Genomic DNA, 15498 nt, shown 5'->3' on the forward strand with positions numbered 1-15498 from the left:
GGGAGAAAACTTTCGACGCCGTTCCGGCATTGATCATCCTCCATTCCAGACTGGACCTTATTAGGTCCACTGTCCGGAAAGCAGGAGGCGCGCCATACTGGGCTGACCCGCTGGCCTCGTCCAACTCGCTCAACGACACCGAGTACTTCTCTGCCCACCGTCTGAACACAGCTGTCAGCTCGCGCCTCCCCGTGGCGACCGCTGCGTCGAGTCGACCCGTCAAATTTCGTTCACCACGGCCAGGACGGCCTCCCGGGTTTGCTGCTCATCAGAGAGAACCTGTTCCATCGACGCCATCAGCTCAGGCAAGAAGTGGTCGTCCAGTGCCTTGCGCTTCTTCGTCGCGACCGTCCGGGCCTTCCGACACGACGTCAACTCGCCCTCAAAGCGGGCCAGTTCCGCAGGCGAGACCGGCTCGGCGATCTCCTCCGTGGCCGAACCATCGTCCTCGTCTTCTGGTGACGGCTTCGCGGCGGCCACCGCGTCCGCCGCCTCCTTGTACGCCGCTTCGGCCGCCGTGACCTCTGCCTCCACTATCGCGTACTGCTTGAGGAAGTGCGGGATGAGGTGACGGACGACTGGCTGGTCCATCGCGCGCCGGCGGTCGGCAGCCGAGACCGTCATCTTCGTCTTCTGGGCGGAGCCAGAGCTCACTGAACCCTCTGCGGGCCTCACGATTGCCTCCGTCGAGTCGACCCAGCCTTCGAGGACCCGACCGAAGCCGCCTGCTGCCAGAGCCTTCATGTCGTAGCGTGCGTGCGTCCACCAGTCGGCGATGATGCCCGCCGTGCGGTATTCGTCGAGGACGCCTACGCTTCCGATCGACTCGGTGAATCCCGCAAGCATCCCAGCTCTCAGGTCCATCAACTTCCCGTCCTTGGCAAGTTTGCCGAAGAGGGTCGAGTCCTTCGTCCACCACTCTGCATACGCGGTCCGCAGCGAGGCTTCCTTTGCTGCGGCCTGTTCCGCGATGCGGTTGACTGTGGCTTCTGGCCCTTCAGGTAGGAAGTCGTAATAGTCCGGATCGCCGGCCCGGGAAGCGAACAACGTCGACGCATCAACCCCGTACGCACCGAACAGCTCGGCTTGCGCGGCGACCTCCGCGACCGGTACTCCGCCGTACAGATGCGCTCGTACATCCTGCGGCTCCGCGGGCGGCGAGTTGTCCACCCAACGGCGGATGTTGAGGTTGGCGCCCTCGGCGAGCAGATCGTCCCTCTCGACCCATCGGGAGTAGCCCGGAATCGCTGTTCCTTTCTGGAACACCGTTACGATCTTCTCGACGTGCTCGGGGCCCAGCTCGTTCTGGTTACGGCCGACCGTGAACTCACGGTCGGCGTTGATGAAGAGGACCTTCTTGCTGCGGTCGGGATGCTTTCGGCGTGGGCGGCGTAGGATGAGGACGCATGCCGGGATACCGACGCCGTAGAAGAGATTTGGGCCGAGGCCGATCACGGCCTCCACGCAGTCGTCGCGAAGGAGTTCTTCTCGGATCTCCTTCTCCTTACCGCCACGGAAGAGCACCCCGTGCGGCATGACAACGGCAGCCACGCCTCGCTCCTCCAGCACCGACACCATGTGCTGAACGAACATCAGGTCGGCCTTCTTGCCCTTCTCGGGTGCCCAGCCCCACCGCATGCGCGTTCCGTGCAATTCGTCGGCGGCCGCCACCTGCGCCCTGTCATACGGCTGGGAGAAGGGCGGGTTGGAAAGCACCTTGGTGAACGTCGACAGGCGCTTGTTCTCGTCGAGGTGAAGCGGCTCGGTGAGGGTGTCGCCGTGCTGGAGGTCGAACTTGCGGATGCCGTGCAGCACCATGTTCATGCTGGCCATCGACCAGGACGCGGGGTTGCGGTCCTGGCCGTTGATGCCGAGTTGATCGGGGTTGCCGCCATGCTCCTCGACGTGCTCGCGGGCGGCGATGAGCATGCCGCCCGAACCCATGCAGGGGTCGTAGACGCTGTCCATCGGCCGCGGGTCGACGAGACGCACCAGCATCCGTACCACCGACCGCGGCGTGTAAAACTCCCCGCCGCTCTGGCCGGCGGAATCCGCGAACCGACCGAGGAGGTACTCGTACGCTGCACCCAGCATGTCGGGAAACTCGAAGTCTTCGTTGCGGAGCCGATAGAGGCTGAAATGCCTGATCAGCGCGAGCAGTTCGCTCGGGGTGAAGCGGGACTTGTTGCCGGCGATCGCGTTGAATTGGATGTGCGAGGCGACGCCGGACAGCCGTGAGTTGCCGTCCTGGAGGGCGACGAGCGCTATGTCCAGGTACTCTCCCACCTTCATGAGATTGCCGTCCGGACCCCGGGTTTCTGCAGTGAGCCCCTCGATGCCCGGGACGGTTTTCTCCGGATGCGCGGGATCGAGCACGTGCGGCCCCGTCCACCAGCGTGCGCGTGGCGGGACGTAGAAGACGTGCGGGTAGTAGTCCGGGCTGTCGGCACGTTGCAGCGCCTTTGTCTTGTTGCCCGTCTCCGTCAACCGCTCCTGGTAGACGCGAGCCCATTCAGGCTGGAACTCGTCCGATGCTCGCTTGAGGAACAGCATCCCGAAGATGTAGTCCCGGTAGTCGGAGGGCTCCATGCGTCCGCGCAGAATGTCCGCGGCGGCGAAGAGGTGCCGCTCCAGCTGGGCAGAGTGATTCGGGCCACGCGCCGGTCCTTTGTCGGAAATGAGTGGGGAAGTGCCAGGGCAGCGTAGACGCCCGACGGGCATCGAGTTGAGAGGCCCGAGGCACTTGATTTCGAGCACCCTGTCAGTCGTCCTCGATGCCGAGGCTGACGAGGAGACGCCACACGTCAGTGGACGGGTCCCGGGCCAGGACCTTGCAGTCCAGAGCATGGCCGGAACGGGCGGCCCACTTGCGCGGTGACTGGGGTAGGTTGTCGGGGTTGCGAGGGCTGATGCGGTCGACAGGGGCGGCCTGATAATGGCTGACTTTGCACGTTCCGTGCTCGCACTGGGAGACGAGGCTCTTGGCGTGTGCGATGGCAGCTTTGGCCTTACCCTCCAATGCTTGGCGGCGCGGCCCCTGGACACTTTTGTCGTTCTTCTTGTCGAAGCGTCTGAACGCTGGATCGGCCTTGCGGAGCTTGTCCGCCACATTGGTGCTCTTGCCGCTCTGCTGCCCGCCGAATGCCTGGAAGTGCAGGAGTAGCCATAGGTCGAAGGACGGGTGGGAGAAGCAGAACTCCGTACCATCGGCTGCCGCATCGTCCACGGCCTGCTGGATCCGTGTGTGCTCGTCGCGGTCGAACAATGCCCAGGTCTCGTCTTTCGCGGCGTACTGGCGTACGGCTTCCACCACCTGCTCGGGCAGAAGACCGTTCGCCTTGTAAACAGGGACGATCCGAAACGGCTGTCCCGTGCGCTCACCTGATCCGAACCTCTTGACCAGGTAATCCAGGTAGTCCGGCTCGGTTGACTCACCCTCACAGCCGACGTAGAGGACCCGCTCCTGCTTATGCTCGGGCCGCCGGACGAGTGTCAGCGACCGTTCCTCGTCGCTGCTCCCTCTGCGCCTCTTCTGCTTTTTCGATACCGCCTCGGACTCGTGGTCGCCCATGGTCTGCTCCTGCTCGCCCCGCTCACTCACGCCGGCGCCTTCGCCTCCTTCTCGCGATCCCGTTCCGTCTCGATCCAGATAAGAGCGCGAGCGATCTCGCCCACGCTGACTCGTGGTGAACCGCCATATCGGCCGCGCAGATATCCACGTTCCAAGTCTTCGTCGTCTCCAGGGCCGGCCGCCGTCAGCGGATAGAGCTCGGTTTCACCTGATGTTTTCTTCGAGGTGATCCATATTTGCTCACGGGCGAGCGGGCGGTCCAAGACCGCACTGCCGAGCAGCGTCGCGTCATGCGTGGTGAAGAGCAGTTGCGCACACCGTGGATTGGACTTGGGGTTTTGGAAGAGGCGTACTACTTCAGCGGCCAGTGTGGGATGAAGGCTGGAGTCGAGTTCATCCACCAAGAGCACAGTACCGGCCTCGAGGACAGAGAGCATCGGGCCGAGGAAAGCGAACCATGAGTGGGTACCGAGCGACTCTTCACCGAGGAAGTCAAGTGCGAGATCACTGCTGTCGGAGCTGCGGTGTCGCAGGGCGATCTCGCCCGTCTCCCGGTCGATGTCGATTCCAGTGATGCCCAGATCGGCGATGGAAAGCAGCTCGACGAGCCATTTCCGGTAGTTCTTCCCGTGTTTCGGGTCGGCCAGCATACGCTGCGTCCAGTCACTTCTGGCCTTGACATCCTGCCCGGGGGTTACCATCCAGAGGTTGTCGACGAACCACCTGTGCAGAGCGGCCAGTTGAGGATCGTTCAAAGTGGCGCCCGTGGACAAGAAGAGAGCGTTGGGGCGAGTGACGGACACAAGTACGTCGCGCTTTCCCTGGAAGCCGTGGCTGGAGCGGGGGAAGAGGAACTCGCCGCCCTCGGCCTCTGGGCGGCCGGCTTCACGGTCGAACCAGACGACGCGCCTACCTTCGGGGTAAGCATGCAGCCATTCCGCCTCGACCCGTTCGTCCGAGAGTTCGAAGCCGTAGGTGTAGCGGGTCGGGCTTGCACCCAGCATCAGGTCGACCTCGAAGAGAGTCGTCTCGTCCGTGGAGGCCGGGTCCAGCTTGAATGGTTGACGTGGGACTCGAGACTGGGTCGCCCACTCTGCGAATGAGGTTCGTACGGCGTCGCGCATGTCGAACAGAGCCCGTAGGAGGTTCGTCTTGCCGGACGCGTTCGCACCGAAGATGCCGATGATCGGAAGGACTGACACCTCCTGGCCGTGGTCGCGCAGCGCCGTCGCGCGCGCCACGCCGTCGTCCGCTGATGTACTGACGAACGACAGCTCGCACTCACCACGAATCGAGCGGTGATTGGCCACCCGAAAGCGGAGGAGCACTCTCGACCTCCCTCAGGACGGGGAGGCAGCCCCCGTCTCCTATCCGAACCTCTGCGGACGCCCCGCACTCGAAGCCTATGACGACGACTGATCGGAGGCCAGTCCGGTCCTGCCGCCGGAAGCGGGACTTCTCGCGCTCTGACCAGGCTGTTGTTCAGCCAGGCCCGTAACCGCAGAAGTCCTCGGCCCTGCCATGTGACTCTCGTCGGCGGCATGAGCGCTGCTGGCCGGCCAGTGGATATGTGGGCGCCGGACCAACCCCATGGCCGGAGAACTGGCCAAGAGAGGCTCCCTTCCAGCGGTCGCCTCACCCCGTTCACCTGCACTAGGCACGTTTGTAGCCCAGCAGAACAGAATATCCGAGATCAACGGTTACTCAAGGTCACATCGCGTAGTTGCTGGTTGCTCAGGTAGGTCCAAGTTCCCGAGACAGGTCGGGAGCGCCTCCGCCCGCCCTTCAGCTTCAGCTTCAGCTTCAGCTTCAGCAGGAGTGTGACCAGCTGAGACGAGTCTGGCCACCACGAGTGCGACGTCGATGGCCGGTGCTCCCCTGCGAGACCAAGCCCACCGATGATCTGAGCCCGATCGGAGCCAACCAGCACCTGCGGCAGACGGCCTGGGCCTGCTGAGTCGGCCAGGTATCTTGTGTCGCGGATCGAATCCCAAGCCGAGATCGTTGTTGGCCCTTGCTCGGCAGAGCCTCCGATGCTCCGTTGACTATCAGCTCCCGTGTCACCCCCGGTGATATCGTTGAGTCAGCGACAGCAGGTCGTACCTGACTACCTCACTCTCGTCCTCGTTGACGAGCGGCGGCAACGCCGGTACATGCAGTGCCGGTACCCCTCGGAGTTGGTTTGGTCGGCAGCTGCCGCCTCGGACACATCGGGCATCGCCCGGGCAAGCCGAGGGGGAGAGCGGAGTTCATCAGGACCGATCTCCTCGGACGACAAGAGATGTCGTCCGGGTGCGTCCCGGGCGGCCGGACAGAGATCGGAGAAGACCCTCATGAACGCACCCAATGCAGTTGAGACGGTGCTGCCCCGGCCCGTGGAACCGCTGCCTGCACCGGCGTTGGCAGCAGCAACGCGAAAGTTGGCCGACAAACTCGCGGACCTGTTCAACATGAGTGAGGAAGCGGCACAGGCGCTTGCGTTGGCTGTCGTCGACCCCTCGGCTGCTCGTCGCGCCGCAGAGAATCCTGAACGACTCTCCGTGCCTGGAGGCGTGATTCTTGCGGTACGTGCGGAGGTGTGGGCCCGGTACACCATTCCGGACCCTCGGAACCCCCGGACCGGCCCGGTGCGTCGCCATGCGGTTTCGACCTTGGTCGGCCAGGGGGAGAGCACCAGGCTACGTCCGCTCGCCGAACCGAAGGCAGCACCTGAAGGACGTCCGGAACTCGTCCAGCAGATCCAGGGGCAAGAACATTTGGCGTGGGCGGCGCAGCAGGCACGTGACTTCGTGATCAGCAACAACGATTGGCGAGACTCTATTCGCCACCAGGGCGTCATGACTGAGGTTTGGCTGGCTGCGACCACGTTCAAACACCTGGATGGCAGCCCGAGTGTCACTGTCCCGGTGACCGCAGAAGGATCGAGCAGGGTGACCTGTGTGCACGATCTGCTGAACCTGAGGTCCGCCGACGTGCCTTATGAACGTGATGAACGCAAGATGCGTGCTCATGTTCGCAAGGTCAACGAGGAGATCGCTGCTGCTGGCTCTCCGGAGCAGGTAGAGTCAAACATCGCGATCACCGCGAGGTGCGAACGAGTCCCCGCCTTGCTCCTTGTGGGATTCGAATCTCACGGAGGAACGACTGCCGACTTCGGCGTGGCGGTCAAGTCTCTTGTTGCACTCCGTCACGTGGACTATCCCAAGCCTTGGGGAGAGGCGACCGAGAATGAAGCGCTCGCGGATGCGGTCATCGATGAGTTGGAGCGCCGTGGCCTGATCACCACGGGCAAAGCGGACTGGCTGGCGGGCTCGCTCACGCCAGGTGAGGCTGAAGTCGCAGGTTTCAGCGCCGATCCAGCGGTGCGGACCGCGGCGATCGTCCGACTTTTCACCGACCGTGATCCACACACACACGAGGCGGTGCGCGTTGCTATCACGAGTCAGAGCACCCGCAAGAAGACCAGCCCCAAGCTGTTGTTCGAGCTTGCGACCTCCCTGGTGTTGCGGTCCGTGTCTGAGGATGACTCGCGACTACGCGAACGTGTCCGTAAGTACCTGAAAGTCGCGTTCAGCAGCGAACTCGCCAAGGAACTGTGGAAGGCGACGTTTCGCTCCACAGACGAGCTGACCGCAGCCGCACTAGCCGAGGCTGAGTCCGGCAACCCGGGGCCCGCCACTCTGGAGCTCGCTGCTCGCGGTGCCTACCCGCTCGTCGTGGGCGGGCGACTCACTGCTGACCGGGGTACTCAGAACAATGACCAACCTGACCGGCGCAATCCGGGTGAAGTAATCGACCGCATGCGAGCCATGCCCCATGGCGTACATCAGCTGCGCCAAGCGCTTGAGGACTTCAGCGCGAAGCGCCGAATTCGTATGGTGGACATGAAGGGGCAGGTTGAGCGGAACGCCGAGGGACGTGATGTCGTCGCCAGGGACGCAGACTTGCGACGTCGCTTCCGGCCTGCTGGTGAAGGGCCGGAACCCGTGTCAGCCCCTGAGACACCGGCTGAGCTGCTTGGCAATGCCCTGAATGGCCTGGGCAACTCGATCCGGGCGGTCGAGCTCGCGGTCAAGCAAGTTGAGGCCGTACCCACCGACGACGGCACCGCGGCCATCGAGTCGTTGGGCGCCAGCAAGCAGGACTGTGATATCTGGCAGACGGTCCTTTTCAGCGCCCTTCAGAAGCTGCCGATCTGGAGCAGCCGGAACGTCCAGCGATACGGGTTGCTGCCCAAGGACCTGGGTGATGCCGACGATGATCTTGAGGATGAGGACGTCGAACTCGACGATAGCGACGACACCGACGAGGAGGACGAAGGCGAGATCGAGCTTTCGTGAACTTCCGCTCCCGCCCGCGAACGACGCGTTGGGAGGGGAGCGGTCTTCTCAATGTGCTGAGAACGCGACACGGATACGTGCACACGCCTACCTTGCTGTCTTGACAGCGATGGGCGGCAACGCCGGCGCACTGGAGTGGCTGCTTCTGTGCTGGTACGTCTCGGGGCCACGCTAGATGTCTGCTGCCGCTTGCGTCACACCAGGCCTCGCCTGGGAGGCATCAAGCGGGTGCGCCGGGGCGACCCAGTTCACCCGAATCCTGTCGGGCGGCCGATCAACGGCCGGAGCTGGAGCAAAGTCGCATGGATCTCGCGTATCCTCCTATCAGTCATCACCATGAACTTCGGGCACTGGTGTCAGGTTCCGACCTGAAAGTCATCGGATTGCTCCGTGGCGCCGCGTGCCAAGGGATGGATCCTGAGACATTCCATCCGGTCGGAGACAAGCCGGATTCCCTCACCATTGCCCAGTGCACCGGTTGCGTGGCTCGCCTTGCTTGTCTAGCTCTCGCTTTGCGAGCGGAGGATGCCGATGCACGCAGCGGTTGGTACGGAGGCGTCGGACCTGCCGATCCCGACGATCTCGCTACGGCTCTCGGTCTTCTTGCTGGCGAAGTGCAGCCGCCGGACAACGTCGTTCGCGCGGCGCGGCTACGCGCGGAAGGATGGGTTGTGGCCGACATTGCCACGGAGCTGGGCTGCTCGCGCAGAACGGTGCAGCGCTACTTGAGTAGCGTCGCTGCATAGTCGTGTGATGGAAGAACAAGCTGGATTCCGCGAATGCTTCAAGCCGGCGGTATCCGGTTGCGACTCTCGGTACTCGTTCGTACATGACCGACTTTGCCGGCTTTCGCGGGTCAGCCAGTTGGTGTTGGCTGGGTGAATGGCACGTTCACCACGTCGAACCGGGCCGCGAACGCCGGTGCCGTCAACGGTCGAGGAGTTCCTCGATGCGCTCGACGATGCCGGTGGTGAACTACGGATCGTGTCGCCGAGCGACGATGTGCGTGCTGCGTGGCGGCGGGTGATCCACCGCGTTCGGCAGGGCAAGCACGTCCCTGAAGGGTGGCACCTGTTACACCGGGGCCGCGACAGCGGAGACCTCGTCATCGAGATGCGGCCCGGCGAGCATCCCGCTGACAAGTACCGTCGGCCGGACGGGGATCGGGTGCCGATCCCCGCCACGCTGGCGAAGCCGCACCCCGTGGTTCAGGCATTGCGCGACGCGCCGGAACGTCTCCCGGCTTCGGCGACGAACCGCAGTCGAGCGGTCCTGATAGCTCAGGCGCTCGCGAAGGAAGCGGGCCGTCGCGGGCTGAAAGTGTCGCCCGGGATCGGCGACGTCCTTCTCAAACTTGAGGCGTCGGGGCTCCAGTACGCCGTACGAGTCACCGAGGAGAGTGCTGCTCGGTGGAACCTACGGCTCGTACTTCAGGTGCGCGGTCCGGGCGAACGAGCTGATGCTCGGTGGTGTGATCGCTCCGGCTGGCAGGTCGAGGAAGCGCTGGGGCAGGTGCTTGACGACGTCGTGCGACGGGCGGGGGCCACTCGACGGGGTATTGAAGAGAAAGACCGGCGTGAAGCAGACCGGAAGGCCGCGGAACGCGCGAGAGTCGTCCGTGACAACCGAGCGAAGACGTTGCGCGCCCAGGTCGCCGTCTGGCGTGAGGCAGAGCGAGTTCGGCAGCATTGCGACCAGCTCGTCGCGGCCGGCATGAGTGAGAGGGACGAGTGGGTGGTGTGGGCGCGGGCCCGCGCGGCCGAGATCGATCCCTTGACGAAGCCACCAGGTATGCCAGCCGAGCCGAGCAGGAAGGCGGCGCCACCGCAGCCAGCTCCGGCCAATGCGTATAGCTGGAGTTTATCTGAGCCGAAACCTTGGCACCCGAATCAGAAGTGGTGGTCGCGTTAGCTCGGGCCCCACGGACTCCAACCGTGCAGGTACGGCGCAAGGTCATCTCGTCCTGGCTCGGGTGTAATGGGCATCCCGGTGCGGTTGAGAACTGGATCTATCTCGTCCGCATAGGTCTGCGCCCAAGTTGCCCAGGCTATGACGTGGTCTCGGCGCGACGGATCGACCGTCTCTGCGGAGCTGCGAAGCGCTGCGGCGTAGGCACGGATGTCCTCGGCCTCTCTTGCTTCGTCGATCCGTTCGCGCAGCGTGTCCTTGCGGTGTTGTTCGGCGAACTGCTTCCGGGCCTTGGTCATCGCTGCTTCCCAACGGCGCTGACGCACGGCAGCCTGACGGTCCTCTTCCTCCCGGCGTTCGACGGCGGCCTTGATCATGAGCTCAAGACGGTCGAACATTGCTCCAAGCTGCTGCTCGAGTGGCCGGTCCTCGGTGTCGGACCAGGATGTGTTCTTCTGGCGGCGGTAGCCCTCCTCTGGGTGGAGCCGGAGCCACAATCCGTTCTGAGTGCCTCCGCTGGTCAGCCTGAATTCCTCCCGACCTGCCTCGATCGTGACGTGCTCGCCGCCCCGCTGGCCTCCTACCCGAACTCGGTATCCCCGGAACCTGGCCTCATCCAGGATTGCTTGCCAGATCCGGAGCATGCGACCGGTCTTCTGTCGTGGTACATCCGGGATCCACTCGGGGACGAAAGCGCGCGAGTGATATGGACGCCACCGACCCGCATCCCGCCGTGCCATCCCGTCCTGCATCTCGACTATCAACGCGTGAGGAACCTTGGGCAGCTGCGACGAGACCCGGATCTCGCGCCCTACGAAGTCACCGTGGTCCTGGCTCTTGGGCGTGGGCTTCGGCGAGCTGGTCTGACGGGGTGGCTTCGGGGGTGCAGTCGGGTCTCTCACGGAGATCCGCAAGGAGTTGCCAGATGTCCATTTGCTGAGCCGAGCGGTTCCGGCACGCAACAGCCGAAGCTGGGCGGTTCGCGCCGCATGGCGCCACGCCTTCAGCTCATCGGGCGTCAGGTCTTCGAGGAGGAGATGCCCGCCCGCCGCAGCCACCCGATTCAGTACTTCTTCCGGCGTTATCTGGGGTTGGTCGGGCCCGGCCTCTGCCATGCGATCACTGTAAGTGACGAGACCGGGTGTCGCTAGCCGACGCAATTAGAGAGGAGAGCGGAACCAGCACACTTCGCGGTTTCTGGCACTGCTCGGACTCACCAGGTGCTGACGAGCGACCTGGCCGCGGCGTCGGCATCCTGGCCCGAAAGCTGCGCGGCCATGGCGGTCTTCAGCACGGCTGCCGCCTGCCCGAAGACCATCTCGGACGAATTGACCAGGTCGAAGCCTGCGCGGTCGATCGTGAGGGTCCCCGCTGGGAGACCGGGCCCCTCGCTGAGCGCACTGGACACTGCTCGGGCGAACTCGATGGGCAGCCCGACAGTGAATGGTTCCTTCCACAGCTTGCTCATGCAGGTCGGCTCCTCGTCGGCATCGAACAAGTCGAAGGTCGCCACGGCCACGGCGAACTGGGTCTGGCCGCCCTGGCCGGGCGCGAACTGTCCGCCGACAAGAGCGCGTGGAGCGAGACCACCGAAGCGTCGCAGCACTTCGACGTGCATCCGGACCGAGCTTGCCCCGGCGCCGATGGCTGGTCGGGACGACCGCAGCCACTCTGCGGCCCGGTACGTCGCTGGGTGATCGCCTTCGCCGATCGCGACAAGGCCGTGCCGTTCCACTTCAACGATCGTCATCGCGGTCCCAACCCATTCATCTTCCGCCACCACGGACCGAACAGAGGTTCCTGGTCGATCACGTCGGGATCATAATTCTTGCCGGGAGGATGGGTTTGCAAAGCCTCGGCATGCGCCTCCTCGTAGCCCATCCCGCCATCCATCAGCTTCGCCTCGAGTGATTCGTGGCGCATGAAGTTGGTCTGCGCCTCCGACAGCGGCCTTCCTTCGGCCAGGGCCTTCCCGATCCGGTCCAGCATCACGTCGTTCGGTCCGAAATGGTCAAGGCCGGGCCGGGAAAGATGGTCCTTGACTTTGGACACGTCGGTCGGCGCGAAGCTGGTGGGTACATCCGGGGTGCCGCTCTCTCCCGGGAGACTGCGCTCCGAATCGGGCTCGTGCTCGCCGTGCCCTGGTGCGCGCTCCTTGAGCAGCTTTCCCGCGCCGAACGCGGTGAACCCAAGCAGCATATTGCCGGTGATCTTGCCCAGTGCGCGGTCGCCGTGGCCGTTGGCCCAGTCGTCCCAGGCGACCATCTCCTTGAACGTGTCGACCGGATGCGCGATGTTGTGCGCCATCGATGCGACGACTTCAGCCGGATCCGCGAGGATCTGGTAGAGGCCTTCACCTGCCCCCTTGATGCTGTCCCAGATGCCGCCGAAGAAGTTCGCATCGGCCTGCTTGCGGGAGTCCTGCGGCGCACCTGCTCCCTCATAGCGGAGTGCGTCAGCCGTCAGGCCGCCTACGTTCGCCAACTGCTGCCGAGCGCGATTCAGAACGTCCCGCGCGGCTTGGCGCTGAGCCTCGCCGGGGTCGGTGAACGGCGGGACCTGCACCACGGTCGGGTCACCGTGTTGTGCGTTCGCCCTGGTCTTCGCGTCGGCCTCGGCAACAGCACGATCATGGTCGGTCTTCGCTTGTCGGGTGGCGTTGTCGCCCTGCTGCCACTGGGCGATGGCTTCGGCTGCCTGCCCCTGCGCCCACGAGAGACAGTTCGCGAAGTCCGTCAGCGCGAGAGCGGCGTTGTCCAACGAGTCGCCGGCCTGCCCCCAACGAGGCACCTCGGTCTGGTGGTCCTCGTGAAACTTGTCCGCTGCCGGTCCCTGCCAGGCGCCGGTGTCGATCCGCCGGAGCGCGTCCCCGACCGCGTGGGCCGTCTTGGCTCGTTCGCTCAGTACTCGGGCGTTCTCGAACACGGCTGGCGCATCGCCGGGGATCAAGGCCTTCGGATCGGCCGTCTGGCCGAGCTCCGCCATCAGACAGCGCCAATCGTCGGCTCGTCGGGCGAGACCGCGTCCCACCCGGGATCGGACTTCAGAGCCGCTGTGTTGGTGTGCTCGATCGCCCGGTAGGCGGATGCCGCCTTGCCGAGCAGGTCCCCGAGGTCACTGGCGCGATCAGACAGCGCGTCGAGCCCGACACTCCATCGGCCACACAACTCCGCGAGTGCGTCGTGAACGCCGCTGTGGCCATACAGACCTGGTTCACCACACAGCCCGCGAAGCTCGAAGCTGTCCTGGTCGTGTACGACGGCGCTCATGTTCTTCGATGCGTTCTCCAGCACGTCGATGTCGACGTGAAAGCCTGGACCATCCACCCCTCTTCACCCCCTCTGCCGCTTGCGTCAGGCAACTACTCCGCCTTGCGTCCCCGCTCTCCCGCGTGTACCCATGCCCGCGCGATCAGTTCCGGCGGCGCCATCCGAGACAGGACCGGGAACCGATGCGCATCGTCGGGGTCGACGATCAGACCCACGCCGGGCGGGACCAGTTCCAACAGATCCGCACCCGTTGTAGTGAAGTAGTCGCACTCACCCACGTGTGCGGCCAGCCGTTCGAGGGTCGTGAAGACGGCCATCCATTTGCCGCGTTCGCCAAGGTCGGTCACCAGCAGCGCCGGCTGCTCCGGCCGCTGCGCATAGACCAACGCGCTCACGAATGCGTCGACGAAGTCACCTGGACCCCGGTTGCCACTCCAAACCTGCTGCGCAACGATCGCCAACCGAGCTTCAGCTGCCCCTTCGTCACGTTTCACGCTCGGTACCATACTTGCCGTAACCGGCCTGCTCAACGAGTGAACGCAGCGGCGAGTGTCTAGCTCATGCCGCCTTCCCCCGTGGTTGCGGGCGCCGCGACGGCGGCCGGTGCGCGGTCAACAGGGCGGCCAGCCGGTCCCGCTGCCTGGGTGTCAGCGGAGGTGCGGCGTCGACGAGCGCGCGAGCGTGGGCGTCCAAGTCCGGTGCCGCCGCGCGCGCGGCGGAAATCGGGTTGTCGTCTGCCACGGTGTGGCCCTTCTGAAACAGGAAGGTCGACGACGGGTCGTGGGACTACAGCGCTCCCCCGAACGCGCACGGCCCGACGCGACCCTCGCTGCGTAGGACAGCAAGGGGCACGACATGTCCTGGCGCTCTGGCAACGCGGGGCTTTGATCGAAGGTCGCGGCCCGGAGGTCGTGAGACACGCTCGGTGGTTTGCCTGCCGCCCTCAGCCGGGGCAAGGCCGTGTAATGCCTGAAGGATGCCGAGCAGCAGGAAGAGCAACAGCGGAGTCGCCGTGGTGAGGAACGTGCGCTGGCTGGCCGACGACAGGAGGAGCAGAACTTGGGTTCAAGTCGGCGGTCAGGTCGCTCTCGGCCGACTTGACGTCCGTCTTCGTTGTCTGGCGAAGCAGTGCCGCATACGCCAGGTATGGCAGGACTTCTGTGCTTTTGAGGAGCTGAAGCCGTCGGTGATGATTGCCGGCCAGGCTTTTGTTGGTCTTGCCCTGGTAGACCGCGTGTCCCGCGTAGCGCGGGTTGGTCAGGATTGTGCGGACACTCGACGGGTTCCATGGACGGCCATGACGAGTGGAGACGCCGGCTTCGGTGAGCCAGGCTGCAAGCGCGCGGAGGGAGTCCCCGGCGGCGAACCGATCGAAGAGCTCGCGCACAATGGCGGCTTCGCTGTCGATGACCTCGCCCGACCGGGTATAGCCAGTCAGCCGGACGCCGAGTGGGGGCTTGCCGTGTTCGGCACGTTGGAGAGCAGCGGCTCGCTGCCGTGCGGCCTTCCGTTCGATCTAGCCGTGGGCGACGGTCGCCTTGATCCGGGCGAACATCCGGCCGCCGTCGGTCGACAGATCGGCCTCGCCGTTCGCGGTGACCAGCAACAGGCCGCGTTCTTGCGCTGCGTCGATCCAGTCTTCGAGCTGGCGAGGCTGACGGGTCAGTCGATCCAAGTCCCAACAGACCAGTGCGTCGAACTCGCCGGCTTCGTACGCGGCGGCCAACTGGTCGTACTCGGGGCGGGACTTGTGCCTGTCGGATGCCGAGACTGAGTTGTCGACGAACTCGCCGATGACATGCCATCCGCGCTGGTCAGCGATCTGTAGACAGTCCGCTCGCTGCCGTTGAACAGAGCCAGCTGCTCGCCAGTCGCGTCTAAGCTGACTCGTAGATAGATGGCGCAGCGACGGGTGTTGTCACGCTCGAGCGTTTCACGGCGACGTGGTGGAGTTCCGCTTCAAGGTCTGAGCCGGGTAGCGGGAGCACCACGCTCGGCGCGGGCCGCTCTGCCACGCTCGGAGCCGTGACTGCCTACGTGATCTCCGAGGTCGAGATCCTCGACGAAGCCCAAGCGCAGCGCTACCGCGAACTCGCCGAGGCCTCGATCGAGGCTCACCGAGGCCGGTACCTCGCGAGAGGCGCGGTCCCGGCCACCCTCGAAGGGGAACCCGGGCCGGGCAAGCGGATCGTCGTCGTCGAGTTCCCGGACCGGGACACCGCCGAACGCTGGTACCGCTCCGACGAGTACGCCGCCGCACTGGAGATCAGGGCGACGGCGCTCGATCGACGGCTGCTGCTCGTCGACGGGGTCGACTAGTTGTATTGACCACGGAGGTTGGGTACGGGGCGACACGTGATCGGATGATCTTGGCGTGAGGGAGGGCCTCCGGGTTCGGTGTGGATTGCGA

General features: G+C 64.7%; 15 protein-coding genes. 4 read left to right on the forward strand and 11 right to left on the reverse strand.

Annotation, left to right across the window (positions count from 1 at the left end):
* Positions 1–219: 219 nt before the first annotated feature.
* From AB0N03_RS51175 to AB0N03_RS51185, 3 genes are read right to left on the reverse strand one after another with little or no spacing between them, the layout of a single operon-like run.
* A complete protein-coding gene (locus AB0N03_RS51175) occupies positions 220–2757 on the reverse strand; it encodes a class I SAM-dependent DNA methyltransferase (RefSeq protein WP_364388660.1) in 2538 nt (845 codons plus the stop codon).
* A gap of 4 nt (positions 2758–2761) precedes the next feature.
* Positions 2762–3571, reverse strand: a complete 810-nt coding sequence (locus AB0N03_RS51180) for an RloB family protein (RefSeq protein WP_364388662.1) — start codon at positions 3569–3571, stop codon at positions 2762–2764.
* A 26-nt stretch (positions 3572–3597) separates the two neighbouring features.
* The gene (locus AB0N03_RS51185; RefSeq protein WP_364388664.1) at positions 3598–4899 is read right to left on the reverse strand and encodes an ATP-binding protein; all 1302 of its coding nucleotides are present in this window, start codon (positions 4897–4899) and stop codon (positions 3598–3600) included.
* Between the two features lie 1005 nt (positions 4900–5904).
* On the opposite strand from AB0N03_RS51185, the gene AB0N03_RS51190 reads away from it, so the two are divergent.
* The 3 genes from AB0N03_RS51190 to AB0N03_RS51200 all read left to right on the forward strand — a co-directional run bounded on the left by AB0N03_RS51190 (position 5905) and on the right by AB0N03_RS51200 (position 9822).
* Entirely contained in the window at positions 5905–7911 is a 2007-nt protein-coding gene (locus tag AB0N03_RS51190) for a hypothetical protein (RefSeq protein WP_364388666.1), read from the forward strand.
* A 302-nt stretch (positions 7912–8213) separates the two neighbouring features.
* Entirely contained in the window at positions 8214–8657 is a 444-nt protein-coding gene (locus AB0N03_RS51195; RefSeq protein WP_364388668.1) for a helix-turn-helix domain-containing protein, read from the forward strand.
* 175 nt (positions 8658–8832) lie between these two features.
* The gene (locus AB0N03_RS51200) at positions 8833–9822 is read left to right on the forward strand and encodes a hypothetical protein (protein ID WP_364388670.1); all 990 of its coding nucleotides are present in this window, start codon (positions 8833–8835) and stop codon (positions 9820–9822) included.
* On the opposite strand, the gene AB0N03_RS51205 is transcribed toward AB0N03_RS51200, so the two are convergent.
* From AB0N03_RS51205 to AB0N03_RS51240, 8 genes are all read right to left on the reverse strand, one after another.
* Positions 9819–10934 carry a hypothetical protein gene (locus AB0N03_RS51205; RefSeq protein WP_364388672.1) on the reverse strand — a complete coding sequence of 372 codons (1116 nt, stop codon included), beginning with the start codon at positions 10932–10934 and terminating at the stop codon, positions 9819–9821. The genes AB0N03_RS51200 and AB0N03_RS51205 overlap by 4 nt on opposite strands.
* 98 nt (positions 10935–11032) lie before the next feature.
* The gene (locus AB0N03_RS51210; RefSeq protein WP_364388674.1) at positions 11033–11569 is read right to left on the reverse strand and encodes a hypothetical protein; all 537 of its coding nucleotides are present in this window, start codon (positions 11567–11569) and stop codon (positions 11033–11035) included.
* The gene (locus AB0N03_RS51215) at positions 11566–12804 is read right to left on the reverse strand and encodes a putative T7SS-secreted protein (protein WP_364388676.1); all 1239 of its coding nucleotides are present in this window, start codon (positions 12802–12804) and stop codon (positions 11566–11568) included. The genes AB0N03_RS51210 and AB0N03_RS51215 overlap by 4 nt, the downstream gene beginning before the upstream one ends.
* Complete coding sequence (locus AB0N03_RS51220; protein ID WP_364388678.1) at positions 12804–13145, reverse strand: hypothetical protein; 342 nt, start codon at positions 13143–13145, stop codon at positions 12804–12806. The genes AB0N03_RS51215 and AB0N03_RS51220 overlap by 1 nt, the downstream gene beginning before the upstream one ends.
* 35 nt (positions 13146–13180) lie before the next feature.
* Positions 13181–13582, reverse strand: coding sequence for an SseB family protein (locus AB0N03_RS51225; protein ID WP_364388680.1), 402 nt, complete (start codon positions 13580–13582; stop codon positions 13181–13183).
* Positions 13583–13646: 64 nt separating this feature from the next.
* On the reverse strand, positions 13647–13829 hold the full coding sequence (locus AB0N03_RS51230) for a hypothetical protein (protein ID WP_364388682.1): 183 nt from the start codon (positions 13827–13829) through the stop codon (positions 13647–13649).
* 202 nt (positions 13830–14031) lie between these two features.
* The gene (locus AB0N03_RS51235; RefSeq protein WP_364388686.1) at positions 14032–14604 is read right to left on the reverse strand and encodes a recombinase family protein; all 573 of its coding nucleotides are present in this window, start codon (positions 14602–14604) and stop codon (positions 14032–14034) included.
* Complete coding sequence (locus AB0N03_RS51240) at positions 14605–14994, reverse strand: recombinase family protein (RefSeq protein WP_364388688.1); 390 nt, start codon at positions 14992–14994, stop codon at positions 14605–14607.
* A gap of 119 nt (positions 14995–15113) precedes the next feature.
* Here AB0N03_RS51240 and AB0N03_RS51245 point away from each other — a divergent pair, with 119 nt between their 5' ends.
* Positions 15114–15407 (forward strand): DUF1330 domain-containing protein, encoded by a 294-nt coding sequence (locus AB0N03_RS51245; RefSeq protein WP_364388684.1) that lies wholly within the window; start codon positions 15114–15116, stop codon positions 15405–15407.
* Positions 15408–15498 lie beyond the last annotated feature (91 nt).

It is taken from the genome of Amycolatopsis sp. NPDC051061 (genome assembly GCF_040682935.1).
Classification (GTDB): Bacteria; Actinomycetota; Actinomycetes; order Mycobacteriales; family Pseudonocardiaceae; genus Amycolatopsis.

What these genes read in the sequence shown, in the direction of transcription:
- AB0N03_RS51180 (WP_364388662.1), bottom strand. Translation starts at nt 3,571, where the DNA reads ATGGGCGACCACGAGTCCGAGGCGGTATCGAAAAAGCAGAAGAGGCGC.
- AB0N03_RS51190 (WP_364388666.1), top strand. Translation starts at nt 5,905, where the DNA reads ATGAACGCACCCAATGCAGTTGAGACGGTGCTGCCCCGGCCCGTGGAA.
- AB0N03_RS51195 (WP_364388668.1), top strand. Translation starts at nt 8,214, where the DNA reads ATGGATCTCGCGTATCCTCCTATCAGTCATCACCATGAACTTCGGGCA.
- AB0N03_RS51205 (WP_364388672.1), bottom strand. Translation starts at nt 10,934, where the DNA reads ATGGCAGAGGCCGGGCCCGACCAACCCCAGATAACGCCGGAAGAAGTA.
- AB0N03_RS51210 (WP_364388674.1), bottom strand. Translation starts at nt 11,569, where the DNA reads ATGACGATCGTTGAAGTGGAACGGCACGGCCTTGTCGCGATCGGCGAA.
- AB0N03_RS51215 (WP_364388676.1), bottom strand. Translation starts at nt 12,804, where the DNA reads ATGGCGGAGCTCGGCCAGACGGCCGATCCGAAGGCCTTGATCCCCGGC.